The 16996-nt window shown below is 63.8% G+C and carries 24 protein-coding genes and 1 tRNA gene; 10 read left to right on the top strand and 15 right to left on the bottom strand.

From position 1 onward, the window contains the following. The 6 genes from G8767_RS04775 to G8767_RS04750 form a co-directional block, all read right to left on the bottom strand. A partial coding sequence (locus tag G8767_RS04775; RefSeq protein WP_206028830.1) for a hypothetical protein occupies positions 1 to 393 on the bottom strand: 393 nt, incomplete at its 3' end. 274 nt (positions 394 to 667) lie between these two features. Next, a tRNA-Ala gene (locus tag G8767_RS04770) sits at positions 668 to 743 on the bottom strand. 113 nt (positions 744 to 856) lie between these two features. Further along, on the bottom strand, positions 857 to 1591 hold the full coding sequence (glpR, locus tag G8767_RS04765; protein ID WP_095971057.1) for a gephyrin-like molybdotransferase receptor GlpR: 735 nt from the start codon (positions 1589 to 1591) through the stop codon (positions 857 to 859). A gap of 267 nt (positions 1592 to 1858) precedes the next feature. Next, on the bottom strand, positions 1859 to 2494 hold the full coding sequence (locus G8767_RS04760; RefSeq protein WP_007727523.1) for a GNAT family protein: 636 nt from the start codon (positions 2492 to 2494) through the stop codon (positions 1859 to 1861). Between the two features lie 21 nt (positions 2495 to 2515). Next, positions 2516 to 3775 (bottom strand): gephyrin-like molybdotransferase Glp, encoded by a 1260-nt coding sequence (gene glp / locus G8767_RS04755; protein ID WP_003946353.1) that lies wholly within the window; start codon positions 3773 to 3775, stop codon positions 2516 to 2518. Positions 3776 to 3900: 125 nt separating this feature from the next. Then, positions 3901 to 4812 (bottom strand): UTP--glucose-1-phosphate uridylyltransferase, encoded by a 912-nt coding sequence (locus G8767_RS04750; RefSeq protein ID WP_019744725.1) that lies wholly within the window; start codon positions 4810 to 4812, stop codon positions 3901 to 3903. Positions 4813 to 4871: 59 nt separating this feature from the next. Here G8767_RS04750 and G8767_RS04745 point away from each other — a divergent pair, with 59 nt between their 5' ends. The 4 genes from G8767_RS04745 to mscL all read left to right on the top strand — a co-directional run bounded on the left by G8767_RS04745 (position 4872) and on the right by mscL (position 7219). Continuing rightward, positions 4872 to 5450, top strand: a complete 579-nt coding sequence (locus G8767_RS04745) for a 5-formyltetrahydrofolate cyclo-ligase (protein ID WP_166809459.1) — start codon at positions 4872 to 4874, stop codon at positions 5448 to 5450. A 111-nt stretch (positions 5451 to 5561) separates the two neighbouring features. Next, entirely contained in the window at positions 5562 to 5873 is a 312-nt protein-coding gene (locus tag G8767_RS04740) for an FmdB family zinc ribbon protein (protein ID WP_003946378.1), read from the top strand. 77 nt (positions 5874 to 5950) lie between these two features. Beyond that, entirely contained in the window at positions 5951 to 6697 is a 747-nt protein-coding gene (locus G8767_RS04735) for an SAF domain-containing protein (RefSeq protein WP_206028828.1), read from the top strand. Between the two features lie 99 nt (positions 6698 to 6796). After that, on the top strand, positions 6797 to 7219 hold the full coding sequence (gene mscL, locus G8767_RS04730) for a large conductance mechanosensitive channel protein MscL (protein ID WP_166809458.1): 423 nt from the start codon (positions 6797 to 6799) through the stop codon (positions 7217 to 7219). A 72-nt stretch (positions 7220 to 7291) separates the two neighbouring features. On the opposite strand, the gene G8767_RS04725 is transcribed toward mscL, so the two are convergent. The 9 genes from G8767_RS04725 to G8767_RS04685 form a co-directional block, all read right to left on the bottom strand. Continuing rightward, positions 7292 to 7468: a hypothetical protein gene (locus G8767_RS04725; RefSeq protein WP_166809457.1), complete on the bottom strand. Its 177-nt coding sequence runs from the start codon at positions 7466 to 7468 to the stop codon at positions 7292 to 7294. 6 nt (positions 7469 to 7474) lie between these two features. Continuing rightward, positions 7475 to 7972, bottom strand: a complete 498-nt coding sequence (locus tag G8767_RS04720) for a MogA/MoaB family molybdenum cofactor biosynthesis protein (RefSeq protein WP_185564609.1) — start codon at positions 7970 to 7972, stop codon at positions 7475 to 7477. A gap of 80 nt (positions 7973 to 8052) precedes the next feature. Beyond that, positions 8053 to 9561: a trypsin-like peptidase domain-containing protein gene (locus G8767_RS04715; RefSeq protein ID WP_206028827.1), complete on the bottom strand. Its 1509-nt coding sequence runs from the start codon at positions 9559 to 9561 to the stop codon at positions 8053 to 8055. Between the two features lie 227 nt (positions 9562 to 9788). Further along, positions 9789 to 11168, bottom strand: a complete 1380-nt coding sequence (locus G8767_RS04710; RefSeq protein WP_020908630.1) for a HAMP domain-containing sensor histidine kinase — start codon at positions 11166 to 11168, stop codon at positions 9789 to 9791. Positions 11169 to 11233: 65 nt separating this feature from the next. Beyond that, entirely contained in the window at positions 11234 to 11920 is a 687-nt protein-coding gene (locus G8767_RS04705; RefSeq protein ID WP_003946387.1) for a response regulator transcription factor, read from the bottom strand. 70 nt (positions 11921 to 11990) lie between these two features. Beyond that, entirely contained in the window at positions 11991 to 12602 is a 612-nt protein-coding gene (locus tag G8767_RS04700) for a trimeric intracellular cation channel family protein (RefSeq protein WP_003946409.1), read from the bottom strand. 18 nt (positions 12603 to 12620) lie between these two features. Beyond that, on the bottom strand, positions 12621 to 12794 hold the full coding sequence (rpmF, locus tag G8767_RS04695) for a 50S ribosomal protein L32 (protein WP_007727540.1): 174 nt from the start codon (positions 12792 to 12794) through the stop codon (positions 12621 to 12623). Further along, a complete protein-coding gene (locus tag G8767_RS04690; protein WP_095971062.1) occupies positions 12794 to 13048 on the bottom strand; it encodes a type B 50S ribosomal protein L31 in 255 nt (84 codons plus the stop codon). The genes rpmF and G8767_RS04690 overlap by 1 nt, the downstream gene beginning before the upstream one ends. Then, the gene (locus tag G8767_RS04685) at positions 13045 to 14298 is read right to left on the bottom strand and encodes a GTP-binding protein (protein ID WP_235169998.1); all 1254 of its coding nucleotides are present in this window, start codon (positions 14296 to 14298) and stop codon (positions 13045 to 13047) included. The genes G8767_RS04690 and G8767_RS04685 overlap by 4 nt, the downstream gene beginning before the upstream one ends. 104 nt (positions 14299 to 14402) lie before the next feature. Between G8767_RS04685 and rpmB the strand changes: the two genes are divergently transcribed. From rpmB to G8767_RS04655, 6 genes are all read left to right on the top strand, one after another. Next, positions 14403 to 14639, top strand: a complete 237-nt coding sequence (gene rpmB, locus G8767_RS04680; protein ID WP_166809455.1) for a 50S ribosomal protein L28 — start codon at positions 14403 to 14405, stop codon at positions 14637 to 14639. 4 nt (positions 14640 to 14643) lie between these two features. After that, complete coding sequence (rpmG, locus tag G8767_RS04675; RefSeq protein ID WP_003946358.1) at positions 14644 to 14808, top strand: 50S ribosomal protein L33; 165 nt, start codon at positions 14644 to 14646, stop codon at positions 14806 to 14808. 2 nt (positions 14809 to 14810) lie between these two features. After that, positions 14811 to 15116: a 30S ribosomal protein S14 gene (rpsN, locus tag G8767_RS04670; RefSeq protein ID WP_095971064.1), complete on the top strand. Its 306-nt coding sequence runs from the start codon at positions 14811 to 14813 to the stop codon at positions 15114 to 15116. Between the two features lie 9 nt (positions 15117 to 15125). Then, positions 15126 to 15383 (top strand): 30S ribosomal protein S18, encoded by a 258-nt coding sequence (rpsR, locus tag G8767_RS04665; protein WP_003946414.1) that lies wholly within the window; start codon positions 15126 to 15128, stop codon positions 15381 to 15383. 112 nt (positions 15384 to 15495) lie between these two features. Beyond that, complete coding sequence (locus G8767_RS04660) at positions 15496 to 16434, top strand: AEC family transporter (protein ID WP_095971065.1); 939 nt, start codon at positions 15496 to 15498, stop codon at positions 16432 to 16434. 19 nt (positions 16435 to 16453) lie between these two features. Further along, the gene (locus G8767_RS04655) at positions 16454 to 16918 is read left to right on the top strand and encodes a hypothetical protein (RefSeq protein WP_124567448.1); all 465 of its coding nucleotides are present in this window, start codon (positions 16454 to 16456) and stop codon (positions 16916 to 16918) included. Positions 16919 to 16996: the final 78 nt, after the last annotated feature.

Below are 16996 nucleotides of genomic sequence, written 5' to 3'. Positions count from 1 at the left end.
CGTCGGCTCAGTCGTGGTCGGCTCGATCGTCGTCGTGGTCGGCACTACCGTCGTCCCGCAGTTGTGGTGGTGACAATGCCAGCCGTAGTTGCCGTTGTTGTTGCCGCCGTAATTGCCGTTGCCGTTGTTACCGCCACCGTTGTTGCCGTTGTTGCCGTTGTTGCCGTTGTTGCCGTTGTTGCCGTTGTTGCCGTTGTTGCCGTGGCCGTAATTACCGTTTCCGTTGCCGTTGTTTCCGTTGCCGTTGTTTCCGTTGCCGTTGTTTCCATTGCCGTTGTTGCCACCGGGCTGGGCGGCGACGATGGCAGGGAAGACCGATACGGCAAGGACGCCGATACCCATCAGGCACATCACAGCAACAAGCATCATCGCTAGCCGTCGTGGCTGGCTCATCGACATTCCTCCCCGACACATACGTCCGACCTGCGGAAAACTGCGGCAGACTCACCGTGCCTATCGCACCGGACACACCCTCGTTACATTTCCGGCAAACATGTATCCGCCCAAGGATCATCCCTCACTTGGAAGCTCAACGGTCCGGATCAGCGGTCGCAATCGTATGAAACGGCGCACACTCGAGCTGAATCTTCACAATTCGGGCAGGCTCTGAAAATGCAGGAAAGGGTCGTTCAACTTTCGTTGAAAGACCCTTTTTGCTGGTACTTCTTGGTGGAGCTGAGGGGAATCGAACCCCTGACCTCTTCGATGCGAACGAAGCGCGCTACCAACTGCGCCACAGCCCCGTGCCACCGCCTGAGCGGTGCTCGGCAACTCTAACAGGAACGAATACTCCCGTTGGAATCACCCGACACGAACTTTCGGCCCGACAAGATCGGCCCAGAAGATCCTCGGTGGATCACTGACCGGATGCGCGACGCATCTCGGTGTGCCTGACCTCTTCTTCGTAGTGATCCAAGTGATCGAACACCGGATCTTCGTCGTCGACCTCGAGGACAACCGCTCCTGGTCGGCGCAGTCGCGCGGGAATCAGGCGCAGCTCTTCGTCGGTGTGCGATTCGACTCCGAGTCGCGATCGGTTGAGGCGTTCGGTACGACGACGGCGAATCTCCTGCTCGATCCGAACCTGTCGACGCAAGTACGCCATGTACCCGCCGAGACCGCACACGGTCAGCGCAAACAACCACCACACCATCGGCGAGATGATCAATGCGAGAGCGCCCGAGAGAATCGCGACGAAGGCAAGCCCCAGCAACGTCCGCTGACGGAAGGCGTACCGCGCCTCCCGGGCGATGGCATCCGCTTCGGGGTCGAACCCGCCTCGTCCGCGTCGTACGGGAACAAATTCTCCGACCGGTGCACGACCGCCGGCGTAGTCGTCTTCTGCGTGAGTGTCCATCTGGTCCTCCGCGTCGTAGCTGCTGCGCACTGGTTCTGGTTGCCAGTTCGGATCGCTTCGATGTCCTGCTGCCGGTCCGCGCTGAACAGGGTTGCTGTCGCCGCGGTGGAGTACTCGAGTCGCGAGCGCCGCGTCACTCGTCTGCCGGATCCTGGGGCGCTTGTTGACGAGCATCGGCACCAGGACGAACAGCCACACGGCCACCAGCCCGATCCACACGAATGAGCTAGGCATGCCGCGGCCTCCTCCCGATCACCTACCAGCACCTATGCCAGCCGTTGACGAGTCAAGGTTAACGGCCGACGCCCTCGCATCGTTGCCGACGCGCCGAACCCCACCATACTCATGTGTCACACGCGTACCGAACTGAACTTCCGGTTCAGTCCCAAAAGTCTCAAGTTCTAGTTGAATCAAAAATCACAATTTGCCGACCAAAAGTAGGACTACTCAGCGGTAACTGCCGTTTAGCTCGCGTTTCCCACGCTACTTGCGCCGTCTTCGTCACACCCACGAAGCGCGTCCGGACCGCACCAATCTGTCGACAACGGTGGTGGGTACTTCCTCGATGGTCATTCCGACCAGAAGATGGTCGCGCCATTGGCCGTCGACATCGAGATAGCGCTTGAGGAGACCTTCCTCCCGGAACCCCACATTGCGCAGGACTGCGCGACTCGACGCGTTCTCGGGGCGAACTGTCGCCTCGACTCGATGCAGACCGACCTTCGAGAACGCGTGATCGAGCGTGAGCGCAACGGCCGCTGTGGCAACGCCACCGCCGGTGACGTGCGAGGCGACCCAATAGCCCACCCAGGCGGACCGCAGAGCGCCGCGCACGACATTTCCGATGGTGACCTGCCCGCAGTACTTCCCGTCCAGTTCGATGACCAACGGAAGGATCCTGCCCTTACGCGCTTCGGAGCGAAGATTTCCGCACAGAGACGGCCAGACGGTGATGTGATGACGCGCATCCCAGGGCGACTCTCCGGTGGGCTCCCACGGCTCGAGGTGCTCACGATCGCGTATGCGGAGTCGACTCCACACCGCAGCGTCACGAAGCTTGACGGGGCGGACGGTCACGACTCCAGCGGGCACTCGCAGCGGGCCGAGATCTTCCGGCCATCCTGGATGGACTGACATCACACCCCACTCGGGTCGGCGTTACCCACGTTGGGCGAGAAAAGCTACGTCGACTTCTTCACCGATGTGCACTTCGGTGACGTCTCGATCGACAAGAACCAAACAATTGGCTTCCGCCAAGGTCGCGAGGAGATGTGAGGACGCACCGGGCGCACCGCCGAGGGCCTGCACCAGGTACTCCCCCGTCGCTTCGTCACGCATCAGCTGACCGCGCAGGAAACCCTTGCGATCGGCGATCGACGTGATCGTTCCGACCGTGCGCGCCTTCACCACTCGCCGCATCGGTTGGCGGCGTCCCAGCGCGATTCTGATCAACGGTCGAACCATGACTTCGAATACCACCAGTGCACTGACCGGGTTGGACGGTAGGAGAAAGGTCGGAACCTCGTCTCTTCCCAGCTTGCCGAAGCCTTGCACTGATCCCGGATGCATGGCTACACGCTCGACTTCGAGTGTCCCCAGATCGGCAAGTGCCTCACGGACTTCGTCGGACGCTCCGCCGCCCACGGCACCGGCGATGACAACGATTTCGGAGCGAATCAGCTGACCCTCGACTACTTCGCGGAGACGGCGCGAGTCGTTGCCCGCAATTCCCACGCGGTTGACGTCGGCGCCCGCATCGCGAGCGGCGGCTGCGAGAGCATACGAATTCACGTCGTAGACCTGACCAGGCCCCGGCGTGCGATCCACGTCGACGAGTTCTCCACCGACGCTGATGACGGAAAGCCGGGGACGCGGGTGGACGAGCACTTTGTCGCGACCGACCGCGGCAAGCAAACCGACCTGTGCGGCTCCGATGATGGTGCCTGCCCGAACGGCCACGTCGCCCGGCTGAACGTCGTCGCCTGCACGACGAACGTAGTCACCCGAACGCACCGGCTCGAAGATCCGGACACGAGCGCGACCACCGTCGGTGTTCTCGAGCGGAAGAACTGCGTCGGCGAGTGTGGGCAACGGCGCGCCGGTGTCGACTCGGACGGCCTGACGCGGTTGCAGCCGGATCGGTTGGCGTGAGCCCGCTGTCACCTCGCCGACCACCGGCAAGCTGAGGTCCGTAGGCTCGCCGTCCTCGCCTCGGAGGTCGGCTCCAGCGCCGGCGACATCGACACTGCGAACCGCGTAACCGTCGATGGCAGCTTGATCGAATCCCGGCAATGGGCGTTCGGTCACCACTTCCTCGGCACACAGCAGTCCCTGCGCTTCCGAGATGGCGACCCGAACCGGACGGGGTGCCACTGCAGCAGCGGTAACCCTGGTCTGCTGCTCCTCAACCGACCGCATCTGGTCCGCGTCCTCCTGTGTCTCGAAATTCGGTGATATCCGTCAGCTCATGATGCCTTGCCTTCGAAAAGGGACAAGCACATTGATACTGCGTTATCGGGCGATCAACCACCGTGGCGACACGCTCAGCGGTCGAGTCGATCCGCGAGCCACTTGCGCAAGGACGGGCCGTAGTCGTCGCTGTCGAGTGCCAGGTCAACCGAAGCGCGGAGGTACCCACCAGGGTTGCCCAGGTCATGACGCGTTCCGCGGTGCACCACCACGTGAACGGGATGCCCCTCGGAAATCAGGAGAGCGATGGCGTCGGTGAGTTGCAACTCACCGCCGGCTCCCGGCTTGATGCGACGAAGTGCGTCGAAGATCGCACGATCGAGTAGATAGCGACCCGCAGCGGCAAAGGTCGACGGCGCGTCTTCCACAGCCGGCTTCTCGACCATGCCGACGACCTTGAGCACGTCGGGGTTGACCGCGTCGGGAACGATCTCGACGTCGAACACGCCGTAGGCGCTGACTGCGTCTTTGGGGACGTCGATTGCACAGAGAACGGACCCGCCGCGCTTGGCCCGAACTCGCGCCATGATCTCCAGGACACCACGCGGCAGTACGAGATCATCGGGCAGAAGGACGGCGATGGCATCTTCGTCGTCGTCGAGAACCGACTCGACGCAACCGACTGCATGCCCGAGCCCGAGGGGCTGTTCCTGAATGACGGAATCAACTTCGAGCAAACCCGGCGCTTTGCGCACCTTTGCCAGGGCAGCAAGTTTTCCGCTTGCTTCCAGCTTGCTTTCGAGCACGAGGTCCTCGACGAAGTGTGCAACCACCCCGTCTTTGCCGGGGGACGTCACGATGACGAGCCGCTCGGCTCCCGAGTCCGCGGCTTCACCTGCCACCAGTTCGATGCCCGGTGTGTCCACGACCGGCAGCAATTCTTTCGGAACCGTCTTGGTGGCAGGCAGGAAACGAGTACCAAGTCCGGCTGCGGGAACCACGGCCGTGCGGAAGGCCCTCGTGCTGCTAGCGACAACGTCTGTCATGCCAACACCTTAGCCGCCGCTTGTTACCGCTCGGTCAGCACGACGAATATCGTTGTGGGGTGACACCGCGGACAAAAGCACAATGGCGACAAATCGCACTCGCAGCACGTGAAGCAGTCTCCGAGCACGCTGGAAAAGCGGAAACTGCGGCGTTGATCACGCACATACCTTCGGTGATAGTCGAAGGAACGACGGTGTGTGCGTACGTCCCCACTCGCACCGAACCAGGATCCACCGACTTGCTCGACGCCGTTGCCGAGGTCGCCGGGCGTGTACTACTTCCGATCACCGGGGAGCCCGGACCGTTGTCCTGGGTCGAGTACAGCGGCGCGGACGGTTTGCGACCGGCGAAGTACGGCATTCGGGAGCCTGTCGGACCTGTCCTACCACCGGAAAGCCTGTCCGACGTGGAATGCATGCTGATCCCTGCACTTGCAGTGGACGTGCGCGGAACACGCCTCGGCCGCGGTGCAGGCTTCTACGACCGCACACTGGGGTCGGTCGGTCCGCAGACTCGGCTTGTGGCAATTGTCAGAGACTCCGAACTCGTCGAGACCTTGCCGGCCGACGACCATGACGTACCCATGGGCTGGGCATTGACGCCGGGCGGCGGGCTGACGCAGCTGCAACGGGATTGATCTGCGGGAATAGATCCCTGATTAGCGCTGTTGGCACTGTCACTTGTAGAGTGCTAAAGGCTGCGGTGTAAATACGCAGCTGCTCGAACATCACAGTGCGGAGGAAGCCCGGTGCCCACCTACTCATACGCATGTACGGAATGTGACAACCGTTTCGACATCGTCCAGTCCTTCAGCGAAGATTCGCTGACGGTCTGCCCAGCTTGCTCAGGCAAGCTCCGCAAGCTGTTCAACTCTGTCGGCATCGTGTTCAAGGGCAGCGGCTTCTACCGCACCGACAGCCGCGGCGGCTCCGGAACTGCGAGCGAGCCGGCCAAGAGTGATTCGGCACCCGCTGCGAAGTCCGAGTCCAAGTCGGACTCCTCGTCGACCTCGAGTTCGTCGACCAGCACGCCGGCGCCCGCCAAGGCTGCCGCAAGCTGATTTCCACAACCTCCGGGTTGTCCACAGGTTCACATCGTTAGGGCCGGAAGCACCGCTTCCGGCCCTAACGTGCATGAATGCCGTCAGCACGTTCTCGCTCGCCGAGGCGCTCCGATCCACTGCGCGCCCAGCTCGATCTCACCCCGAGCACCCTCGATCGCGTCGTCGAACTGACGCGCGGCACACGATTCCGCCCGGCGATAGTCCGCAAGATCGCAGCCGTTGCCCTGGCCGCACTCGGCGTCGTTCTCTTCTTCCGAGGCGATCCTGCGACCGATACGGTCGCTGTAGTTGTCTCGAGTCGCGATCTCACTCCCGGACAGGTGATCGCGAATTCGGATGTCGAGATCCGCGAGATCGACTCGAAACAACTTCCCGAAGGAGTTGTCTCCGATACCGGCTTGGTGGTCGGAAGAACCGTTGCCGGCCCGATACGCACCGGTGAAACAGTCACCGACGTGCGCGTTCTCAGCCCACGGCTGGCCGGGTTGTCCGTAGGAACCGACGACGCCCGCATCGTGCCCGTGCGACTTGCCGATGCGGCCGTTGCAGACATCTTGCGCAGCGGGGATGTCGTCGACGTCCTGACCGTCGGCCCTGACACATCCCGCACTGACACATCCCGCCCCGACACACCCAACGAATCAATTGCCGACAAGGCCCCGCAGATTCTTGCGGCGGGGGCGGTAGTCGCGTTGGTCACCACGTCGGAAAGTACACGTAACCAGCAGGAACAGGTGATTCTGCTGGCTCTGCCGACACCGGCAGCCAACGTCGTTGCCGCGGCATCGCTGTCCAATGCGATCACCGTGACATTCCACTGACCGCACAAAGCGGCCGAAGCTCCTCTAGGATTTTTCCAGTCGGTTCGGTATCAACGGACCATCTGGCACTTGCCATCGGAGACTCGAGGGGACACCGACATGCTCAAGGGATTCAAGGACTTCCTGCTTCGCGGAAACGTGCTCGACCTGGCCGTCGCGGTTGTCGTGGGCGCAGCCTTCACCGCCATCGTCACGGCCTTCACGTCGAACATCATCAACCCACTCATCGCTGCTATCGGCGGATCCGACGAATTGGGCTGGGGAAAGGAGATCATTGCGGGCAATGCCGAAACCTTCGTGAATATCGGCGCCGTGGTCACCGCGATCATCAACTTCATCATCATCGCAGCAGTGGTCTACTTCGTGCTGATCGTCCCCGCGAATGCGGCGAAGAAGAAGTTCGTCTCCGAGCCCGAGGACAAGGAAGCCAGCGAAACCGATCTGCTCATCCAGATCCGCGACATCCTCTCGGCCAATGCCGGTGGCGCCGACACGGGAGCGCACGCGAAGACGCTCGAATAGTCAGTGCCCGCAGAACAAATCAGGCCCTCGGACAGTGCGTCCGAGGGCCTGATTTTTCAGCTGAGGATCTTGTCAACCACCGTGGTGCGGGGGTCGCTGACTACGCAGCCATTCGTCGTCCGATGACCCCGGCGACCCTTCCGGTCCACGCTCGTCCGACGTCGTCTCGGGAAAGACGTCCCCGAAGATGCGTGCCAGGCGCTTCTTGTCGACTGGCGGCTTCTTCGGGGTATCTGGTTGCTCCGACAAGCTGTCTCAGCCCTCGAGGCTGGACAGCTCGGCGATGACGTGGCTCGCCAATGCCGTCAGGGTTGCCATGCCGTCGCGAATCGCCGGCCTGGTCGAGGCCAGGTTGGCCACCAACGTGCTGCCCGAAACTCCGACGAGGCCACGGGACAAGCCTGCTTCGAGCGATCCGGCCGAAAGACCGGAGGCGCGAAGTGCTTCGGCAATTCCCGGGATCTCGCGATCGAGAACCTCTGCGGTCACATCGGGAGTGACGTCACGCGGAGACACCCCGGTACCGCCGACCGAGATGACGAGGTCGACGCCACCGATGACTGCGGTGTTGAGAGCGTTGCGGATCTCCACTTCGTCGGCTGCGACGGCAACCGTCGCATCGACGAGAAAACCCGCTTCGTTCAGCAGTTCCGTGACCAGTGGACCGATGGAGTCGGTGTTGTCGCCGTGGGCTGTGCGATCGTCGACGATGACGACCAGAGCGCGGCCGGCCGATGTGGCTTCGAGTTCCATGACTCCTACCGTAGTGTCCGATCCCGACGCCGTTGCGATCTGGCCGAAGATCGGCTCGATCGTCTGCTGATCACCGAACATCATCGGCCGCCCTGCGCCGCCGCGGTTCCCAACGTGACATCGACGGTCTTGGTCTGTCCACCGTCGGTGTAGGTGATCGAGACCTTGTCTCCAGGAGCATGCGAGCGAACCGCCGCGATCAGCGAATCACCATCTGCGACAACACGATCGTCGACCTTGGTGATGACTGCACCCTTTGGGATACCGGCCTTGGCGGCCGGCCCGTCGGCAGTGACATCCATGACGGTCGCGCCGTCGGCGTTGTCCTGCGACGGCACGGTCACGCCGATCATGGCTTGGGTCGCCTTGCCGGTCTTGATCAGTTCGTCGGCGACGCGGCGCGCCTGATCGATCGGGATGGCGAAACCGAGGCCGATGGAGCCGCCCTGGGTACCCGACGACGCTCCGAGTGAGGCGATCGCCGTGTTGATGCCGATCAGCTGGCCGTCCATGTTGACGAGGGCGCCACCGGAGTTGCCGGGGTTGATCGCCGCGTCGGTCTGCAGAGCGTCGATGACGGTGTTCTGGTTGCCCGACTCGCCGCTCGTGGACACCGGGCGATCGAGGGCGGAGATGATGCCCTCGGTGACCGTTCCGGCCAGGCCGAGCGGGGACCCGACGGCCACAACCTGCTGTCCGACCTGAACGTCGCCGGAGTTGCCGAGATCGATGGGAGTGAGGTCGTTGCGGCCGTCGACCTTGATGACGGCGATGTCGGAGACGGGATCGGCACCGACCAGGGTGGCCGAGGCCTTGGTTCCGTCGGAGAACGCGACCCGCAGTTGCGCTCCCTGGGCACCGGCAACGTGATTGTTGGTCAGGATCAGTCCATCGGAGGACAGGATGACACCGGAACCCTCACCGCCCTGTCCCTGCGCGGTGGCCACCTCGATCTGCACGACACTGGGCACCACCTTCGAGGCAACGGCCTGAACCGAACCGGCGGGAGCGTTGGACGTGTTGGTCGCGGTCGGCTTCGGGGCGTTCAGCGAGTTGGTGACCGTCGCGGTTCCACCGTTGCGGTCCGCGACGACGGCTCCGACCACGCCACCGACGCCGCCGCTGACCAGGACCAGAGCGAGAGCGCCGGCAACCAGGGCCATGCGTCCCGACTTCGGCTTGGTGGTGGTCGAACCGGAGTTCGGCCCCTGTAGCGGTGCGGGGATCTGGTTGTGGCCGCCGCCTGGACCGTTCGGGCCACCGGGGCCACCGGCATTGGGTGCGCCGTACGGGGCGCTCTGCCGATATGCCGCCTCATGGGCACCGTGCGGGTGGCCGAAAGCCTGAGTGGGCTGCTGCGGCGCCTGCCCGAAGGCCTCGGTGGGTCGGGCTTCGGTGGGTCGGGCAAACGACTCGGTCGGCTGGTACGGCTGCTGAGGCGCCTGCCCCTGTGGCTGCTGGGGTTGCACAGGTGGCTGCGCCTGAGGTGCTGCCGGCTGCGCCTGAGGTGTTGCCGGCTGCGCCTGGGTAGTGGGCTCGTTGTTGGGCTGCTCGGGCCGGGTCGGCCCGACGTTACGGTCCTCGGTCATCGGCTCGCTTTCGTCTACGGTGACCACCGGACGGGCAGTCACAACTGTTCTGCCGACAATGCTGCCTTGCGCTGCTGAGAAGGCGCTGAGACGTGCCTGTCACTTTACCCAGAGTTCGTCGTGAAAAACCGGTGCCGTCCGGCTCGGCCCGAAAGACTCTCGGGCCGAACGCATTAACCCGTGACGTCAGTCACCGAAGCCCGGGACCAACGGGTCTACAGAACACGCTACTCGGCACTCGGCCCGGGTTCGCCGGGAAGCACGATGCGAACAAGTGCTCCCCCACGATCGGATTCGTCGATCGCGATGGTTCCGCCGTGCTTGACGACAACCTGACGCACAATCGCAAGTCCCAGACCCGATCCCGGCATCGAGCGTGCCGCAGTCGACCGGTAGAAACGATCGAACACCAACTCCCGATCCTCCTCCGGAATGCCCGGTCCCGCATCACTTACGGTCAATTCCAACAATCCTTGGCCCACCGGACGCATTTCGACGCGTACCTGTTCGCCCTTCGGACTCCACTTCGCAGCGTTGTCGAGTACGTTCAGCACCGCACGCGACAGGCCCGCCTGGTCTCCGTAGACGTACCACGGGGTGGTGACCGCTTCGAACTCGATTTCGTTGCGCCTGCGCCGTGCTCGCTCGAGTGCACGTTCGACGACGTCGCTGACGTCGACGCGCTCGTACACGGTCTCGGGAGCATCTTCGCGGGCCAGGTCGACGAGGTCGCCGACCAGGGTCGACAGTTCCTCGATCTGCGCGACGACATCGGCGCGAAGTTCCGCCATGTCCTCGTCGGGAATCTGCGGCGCACCGGGGCGACTGGACGCGATCAGCAATTCCATGTTGGTACGCAACGACGTCAGCGGCGTTCGCAACTCGTGTCCGGCATCCGCAACGAGACGCGACTGACGCTCGCGGGACTCGGCGAGCGCCCGCAGCATCGTGTTGAAACTCTCTGTCAGGCGGGCCAATTCGTCACTGCCGGTCACGGGGATCTGCGTCAGATCGTCGGTCCTGGCGACTCGTTCGGTGGCAGCAGTCAGCCTGGCAATAGGCCGTAAACCGGTGCGGCCCACGGTGGTACCCGCCACCGCAGCCAGGATGACGCCACACCCGCCGACCACGAAGAGAACCCACGCCAGCCGGTCCAGGACCGCAACCGTGGGCGCGAGTCGCTGGCCGATCACCAAAGTGCTTCCGTCATGGGTTCGTTGGGCCAACACACGCTGGCCGTCGACGGTGCGCAGCGAGGAATCCGACTCGCCACGCGCGACGGCGTCTTCGGCTTCACCGATCGGCACGTCGGAACCGGGCGGCTGATACGTGCTCAGATCCGAGAAGATCAGCGCCACACTGATGTCGGTGGTGTAGAGCGTTGCACCGGAGATGTACCGAGGATCGAAGCGCACGACATTGCTGTCGATGAGCACCGCCGCTCTCGTACGCAACTGGTGATCCACGTCCGCGTAGAGCGCACGCGAAACCACCGCGTACGCCGCGATCGCCATGACGGCGACGGCGATGGCCACCACCGACGCAGCGAGGAGCGTCACACGCCAACGCAACGACACCGAACGGGTGAGCGGCATCGGCGGGCGCATTTCGACGGATGCGTTGGTGCCGGTGGACTTCTTCGGTTCGGCACTCTTGCCGAACGGAGCGGTGATCACGGAGGCGTCTCCCGCAGGACGTAGCCGACTCCGCGGACGGTGTGGATCAACCTCGGCTCGCCGTCGGCTTCCGTCTTACGACGCAGGTAGCCGACGTACACCTCGAGCGCATTGCCGGACGTCGGGAAGTCGTATCCCCACACTTCTTCGAGAATGCGTCCACGGGTCAGCACGCGGCGCGGGTTGGCCATGAGCATTTCGAGAAGGGAGAACTCGGTGCGGGTCAGGCTGATCGATCGTTCGCCGCGCTTGACCTCGCGGGTGACCGGGTCGAGGGTGAGGTCCTCGAACGCCATCATTTCGGAATCGGCGTCCAGATCGGGTGCGGTGCGACGCAGTAGTGCACGCAACCTGGCAAGCAACTCTTCCAAAGCGAAGGGCTTGGGCAGGTAGTCGTCGGCACCGGCGTCGAGGCCGGCGACTCGCTCGCTGACCGAATCGCGGGCGGTGAGCACGAGGATGGGCAGGTCGTCGCCGGCACTTCGAAGACGACGGCACACTTCGAGTCCGTCGAGTCGCGGCATCATGACGTCGAGTACGACGGCGTCGGGCCGGTTGGCGAGGATCTTCTCGAGTGCGTCGAGCCCGTCGACCGCGAGCTCGACCGTGTAGCCGTTGAAGCTGAGCGACCGCCGAAGCGACTCGCGAACCGCCCGGTCGTCGTCGACCACCAAAATACGCATACCGACAGTTTGGACTGAAGTGCTGAGATGCGGCTGAGAGGGTCCGATTCCGGGCTCCGGCGTGTCGCGGTCAGTCCCGGGTGCGCCTCGGTCCGGGCAGGCTCCAATGACGCCACAACGCAAGCAGTCTGAACACCGCGGCGAACGCGGTGCCGCACACCAGCGCTGCGTTGGTGGACAGTCCGGCTTGCGAGACTGTGACCACCAACGCAGCGCCGAGCAGTGCGGGAACCGCGTACAGGTCCTTGTGCAGGAGCAGCGGCACCTCGTTGACGAGGACGTCGCGGATCACTCCGCCGCCGATCGCAGCGGTCGCACCGATCAATGTCGCCGCCAGCGAGCTGGCATTGTTGTCCAGCGCGATGACGGCGCCGGTACTCGCGAACAGGCCCATTCCCAGTGCGTCGAGCGCCAGGATTTCACGGCGCAGGCGATTGAGCGGCTCGTGTAGGTAGAACACGGCGAGTGAGGTGGCGGCGGCCGTTCCGAAGTACGGCCAACTGCTCAGGGAGCTGGGCGGATGGACGCCGAGAAGGACGTCGCGGACGATACCGCCGCCGATGCCGGTGAACACACCCACCGAGCACACCCCGAAGATGTCGAGTCGCTTGGTGACGCCCACCAAGGCACCCGAGGCCGCGAACGCCACGATGCCCACCAGTTCGAGGATCCTCAGCAGCACCGGCCAAGGATCGCACGGTCAGATGCGACTCGGGTCGATCACCCCGAGTCGAACTGCTTTGACCAGTCGGCGCGGAACTCGGTGGGTCTGTCCGAAGGCCGTGACCTCGACCAGATCGGGCGCCGTCGCCTTCCACTGGGCACGGCGACTGCGGGTGTTGGAACGGGACATCTTCCGCTTGGGAACGGCCATCAGAGTGCCTTACGCTTTCCGTAGCGACGCTCGAACTTCTCGACGCGTCCGGCGGTGTCCATCACGCGTTGTGCTCCGGTCCAGAACGGGTGCGAGTCGCTCGTGACATCGACGACCAGCAGCGGGTAGGTGGAACCGTCTTCCCATTCGACGGTGCGGTCACTCGTCACGGTCGATCGGGTCAGGAAGCTCTTGCCGGTGCTGGCGTCCTGGAAGACCACCGGGTGGTAGTCGGGGTGCATCTGCTTCTTCATTCGTTTCCCTCTCGCGTTGATTCGGTTTCGGCATAAGGTGATTCGGATTCGTCGCACGGGTCTTCGTGGAACTCGCCGAACGGGTCTTCCCAGGTGGCCCACGACGCTTCGTCCGCCAACTCGTCGTCGGTGACCAAGGCGTGCTGCAGTGTTCGGTCGATCTCGAGCGGGTTCGCACCGCATGTCAGAACAACCATCGAGGTGTCGCGATCACCGAAACGCTCGTCCCATTTCAGGGCGGCGAGCGCACGGCGTTCGGCCGGCACGCGGTCTCGTTCCTGAGGCGTCATCGCGGCCAGCCAGGTGTCCGCGCTGGCAACTCGCAGGCCGCCGCCCGCCGATTCGAGCCAGAGCGCTTCGCCAGGTTGCGTCGCCACCCAGACTCGTCCGCGGGAGTACACGACGCCTTCGAGCAGGACGTCGATCGCCTCGTGCAGACGCCCGGGGTGGAACGGCCGGTTCGCGGTGAACTCGACGAGCATCACTCCGCCGTCGTCGTCGAGCGGCGGCTGACGACGCAGCAACGGCGAGTGTGCGTCGGCCAGCTCACCGCGTCGCGCGTCCGCAGGCACCTCGAGGAGCAGTGCCTCGATGTCGTCTCCCTCATCGAAGACGGGTACCCGCGGGGCGATGCGTGCGAGAACCGCGTTCAGGCGGGACCGCTGCCAGCCGTCGAGTCCATCGGACCCGCGTAGGACGAGCGCGTCGGCGAAGTCGACCTGCCCGACGACGACCTGCGCCAGGGTGCGGTCGTCGTCGAGAGCGTCGTCGCCGGTGGCGTCGGCCAGCCAGGTCTGCGCGTCGATACACGTCACGACGGCGTCGACACGGACGTCACGCTGTGCCGGTCCGTCCAGTTGGCCGACGACGCCGGTCACGACGACGTGCTCGATCGCCCAACACAGCGCTTCGGGTTCGAGTTGGCGGTCCAGCAACAGGACGATGCGCTGCACCGAACTGTGCGAGTGAAGCCGACGCAGAAGCGGCAGCAGGTCTTCGCGCAGGGTGCAGGAGACGCAGCCGTGCGCGAGCTCGAGGATCGTCTCGCGCTCGGACACTGTGCCGGCAGACCCCGTACCCCCGGTCATCGAGGTGACCGTCCGCCTGACCACCCCTTCACGGACGTGGCTCAGGTCGTGGTGAACCAGAACAGTTCCGGTTCGCAGCAACGCTCGTGCGGTGTGTGGGGTGGATTCGCTCATACCGGCGACCAGGACCAGCGGAGTCCTGCCGTCCAAGATCGTGTTCACAGCGGGCCTTTCTGGGAATGATTGTCATTACCGAGGTTGAACGCTACATTGATCTCACCGCATTGTCGAAAATGATTGTCATCTGCAAGTTGAAAGGAATACCCATGTCGGCTCACTGCCAAGTGACCGGACGTGTGCCGGGGTTCGGAAAATCCGTCTCGCACTCCCACAAGCGTTCGAACCGTCGCTGGAACCCGAACATCCAGCGCAAGACCTACCTGCTGCCCAGAGAGGGTCGTCGCATCACACTCACGCTCTCGACCAAGGGCATCAAGACGATCGACCGCGACGGCATCGAGTCCGTCGTCGCCCGGATCCGCGCGCGCGGCGAGAAGGTCTGAGCAGATGGCACGCAACGAGATCCGCCCGATCGTGAAACTCAAGTCCACCGCGGGCACCGGGTACACGTACGTGACCCGCAAGAACCGTCGCAACGACCCCGATCGACTCGTACTGAAGAAGTACGACCCGGTGCTGCGCAAGCACGTCGATTTCCGAGAAGAGAAGTAGGCATGGCCAAGAAGTCGAAGATCGCGAAGAACAACCAGCGACGGGTCGTCGTCGAGCGATACGCGGAGCAGAGGTCGGCACTCAAGGAGACGATCCGCTCCCCGAAAAGCTCACCCGAGGAGCGCGCGAAGGCCCAAGCGACCCTGCAACGTCTACCACGCGACGCCAGTCCGGTACGATTGCGCAATCGAGACGCTGCGGATGGACGTCCGCGCGGCCACCTGCGGAAGTTCGGGCTCTCCCGGATTCGCGTGCGAGAAATGGCGCACCGTGGGGAACTGCCTGGCGTACACAAGTCGAGCTGGTAAGGAAGTCGGATGGCAGTCAAGCGTTCACCGTCGAAGAAGCCACGCCCCGTAGAGGGTCGTAAGCCCAAGAAGAACCCGTTGTTCGCAGCGAAGATCACGCATGTCGATTACAAGGACATCAACTTGCTTCGCACGTTCATCTCGGACCGCGGCAAGATCCGCAGCCGTCGCGTCACGGGCCTGACCCCGCAGCAGCAGCGTCAGGTCGCCGTTGCAGTGAAGAACGCCCGCGAAATGGCGTTGCTCCCCTTCACCGCCGCACGGTAGTCATACGTAGAAGTACCGAAGAGGCCGCGCAGTCACTCGACTGCGCGGCCTCTTCGTTGCCCGGACTAAGATTTCCCGGAGTCGTTCATTCCAGTCGAGAGGTGCCCGCAGCGTGTCGGGAGTTGTTGCGGGTTTCACCGTCATTTTTGTGGTCATCGCGGTCGGGTATCTCCTCGGTCGCCTCGGCACCCTCGGTAGCCAAGGACAGTTCGTTCTCGGTCGGCTCGTCTTCTTCGTCGCGACCCCAGCCCTGCTGTTCACCACGCTCGCGTCGTCCGATCTTTCGGTGATCTTCTCGCCGACGCTCGCAGTCGCGTCGGCCACCGCCTTTGCCGTCGGCGCCTTGTACGTCGTCGTGGCAAAGATCTGGCTCGATCGGCCGCTGCCCGAGCTGACCATCGGCGCGCTGTCGGCGTCGTACGTGAATTCGGCCAACCTCGGTATCCCGATCGCGGTGTTCGTGCTCGGCGATGCCACGTTCGTCGCGCCGCTCCTGCTCTTCCAGATCGTCGTCTACTCCCCCATCGCCTTGACGATCCTCGATCTGACGGCCCTTCGCGGCGCTGACGCCGAGAAACTCTCGCTGATCGACACCGTCACTGCCCCGTTCAAGAATCCGATCGTGCTCGCGGGCGCTGCGGGGTTGATCGTCGCGTTGATCGGTTGGGTACCGCCCCGGCCGCTGATGCAGCCTTTCGAATTGATCGGCGCCACGTCCGTACCCGGTGCACTGTTGGCATTCGGGCTCTCGTTGTACGGCGTGCGGGTACTCGAGAAGGGCTCGAGTCCGCGACGGGACGTCGCGCTGGCGTCGACGCTCAAGATCGTCGTCCAACCTGCGCTGGCCTATCTGATGGCGCATTTCCTCCTCGGCATCGACGGCCATCAGCTGTTCGCCATCGTGGTCGTCTCGACGTTGCCGACGGCTCAGAACGTTTTCATCTATGCAAGCCGCTATCGGCGCGGAATGGTCCTCGCCCGAGACAGTGCCTTTGTCACTACTTTGGCGTCTATTCCGGCAATTGCGCTGGTCACAGCACTACTCGCTTGAGCAGGGTTACGGTGGATTCATGCGTGTACTAACCCTCGCCGTTCTGGCCTGCCTTGCTGTGGCCGGATGCTCCGTCGGGGCCCAGACCACGGGGCCGGTTGCCGCACCGAATCCGATGGCGGCCAACGAAGCGAGTCCCGCCGACTGGTCGCTCGGAACCCCCGTTCCCGACGAGGTCGACGACAGCGAGATGGGCACGGAGTTCGACAGCCGCGCCGACATCGTGGGTGCGACGGCCACGATGTTCGAATCGTGGTCCGAGGTCGACGATCACACGGTGGCCGTCCACTTCGTGACCGGCACTCCGGAGTGCTACGGCGCGTACGCAACCGTCGAGGAGACCGATACGACGGTGATCGTCACTCTCCGAACCGGAGCACTGCCAGAGGCCGCGGACAAGATGTGCATTCTGGTTGCCGTGTTCGGCAGCTTGGACGTCCCGCTGAGCCGACCGCTCGGCGACCGTCACGTCATCAACGGCTAGCCGCGCGCCTAAACGGCACAACTTCGACGATCGAACACTCCGTTTCGTCAGGTGTGGCGTGCGTCTCCTCAGGACAGA

The organism is Rhodococcus sp. IC4_135, from assembly GCF_011602025.1.
GTDB classification, from domain to species: Bacteria; Actinomycetota; Actinomycetes; order Mycobacteriales; family Mycobacteriaceae; genus Rhodococcus_F; species Rhodococcus_F baikonurensis.
This window is presented reverse-complemented; position numbering and strand designations above follow the sequence as displayed.

Coding starts and splice junctions, on each gene's coding strand:
- rpmF (WP_007727540.1), bottom strand. CDS start 12,794: ATGGCCGTTCCCAAGCGGAAGATGTCCCGTTCCAACACCCGCAGTCGC.
- glpR (WP_095971057.1), bottom strand. CDS start 1,591: ATGCCTAGCTCATTCGTGTGGATCGGGCTGGTGGCCGTGTGGCTGTTC.
- rpsR (WP_003946414.1), top strand. CDS start 15,126: ATGGCAGTCAAGCGTTCACCGTCGAAGAAGCCACGCCCCGTAGAGGGT.
- rpmB (WP_166809455.1), top strand. CDS start 14,403: ATGTCGGCTCACTGCCAAGTGACCGGACGTGTGCCGGGGTTCGGAAAA.
- mscL (WP_166809458.1), top strand. CDS start 6,797: ATGCTCAAGGGATTCAAGGACTTCCTGCTTCGCGGAAACGTGCTCGAC.
- G8767_RS04710 (WP_020908630.1), bottom strand. CDS start 11,168: ATGCGCCCGCCGATGCCGCTCACCCGTTCGGTGTCGTTGCGTTGGCGT.
- G8767_RS04750 (WP_019744725.1), bottom strand. CDS start 4,812: ATGACAGACGTTGTCGCTAGCAGCACGAGGGCCTTCCGCACGGCCGTG.
- rpmG (WP_003946358.1), top strand. CDS start 14,644: ATGGCACGCAACGAGATCCGCCCGATCGTGAAACTCAAGTCCACCGCG.
- G8767_RS04735 (WP_206028828.1), top strand. CDS start 5,951: ATGCCGTCAGCACGTTCTCGCTCGCCGAGGCGCTCCGATCCACTGCGC.
- G8767_RS04690 (WP_095971062.1), bottom strand. CDS start 13,048: ATGAAGAAGCAGATGCACCCCGACTACCACCCGGTGGTCTTCCAGGAC.
- G8767_RS04655 (WP_124567448.1), top strand. CDS start 16,454: ATGCGTGTACTAACCCTCGCCGTTCTGGCCTGCCTTGCTGTGGCCGGA.
- glp (WP_003946353.1), bottom strand. CDS start 3,775: ATGCGGTCGGTTGAGGAGCAGCAGACCAGGGTTACCGCTGCTGCAGTG.
- G8767_RS04760 (WP_007727523.1), bottom strand. CDS start 2,494: ATGTCAGTCCATCCAGGATGGCCGGAAGATCTCGGCCCGCTGCGAGTG.
- G8767_RS04705 (WP_003946387.1), bottom strand. CDS start 11,920: ATGCGTATTTTGGTGGTCGACGACGACCGGGCGGTTCGCGAGTCGCTT.
- G8767_RS04720 (WP_185564609.1), bottom strand. CDS start 7,972: ATGGAACTCGAAGCCACATCGGCCGGCCGCGCTCTGGTCGTCATCGTC.
- rpsN (WP_095971064.1), top strand. CDS start 14,811: ATGGCCAAGAAGTCGAAGATCGCGAAGAACAACCAGCGACGGGTCGTC.
- G8767_RS04715 (WP_206028827.1), bottom strand. CDS start 9,561: ATGACCGAGGACCGTAACGTCGGGCCGACCCGGCCCGAGCAGCCCAAC.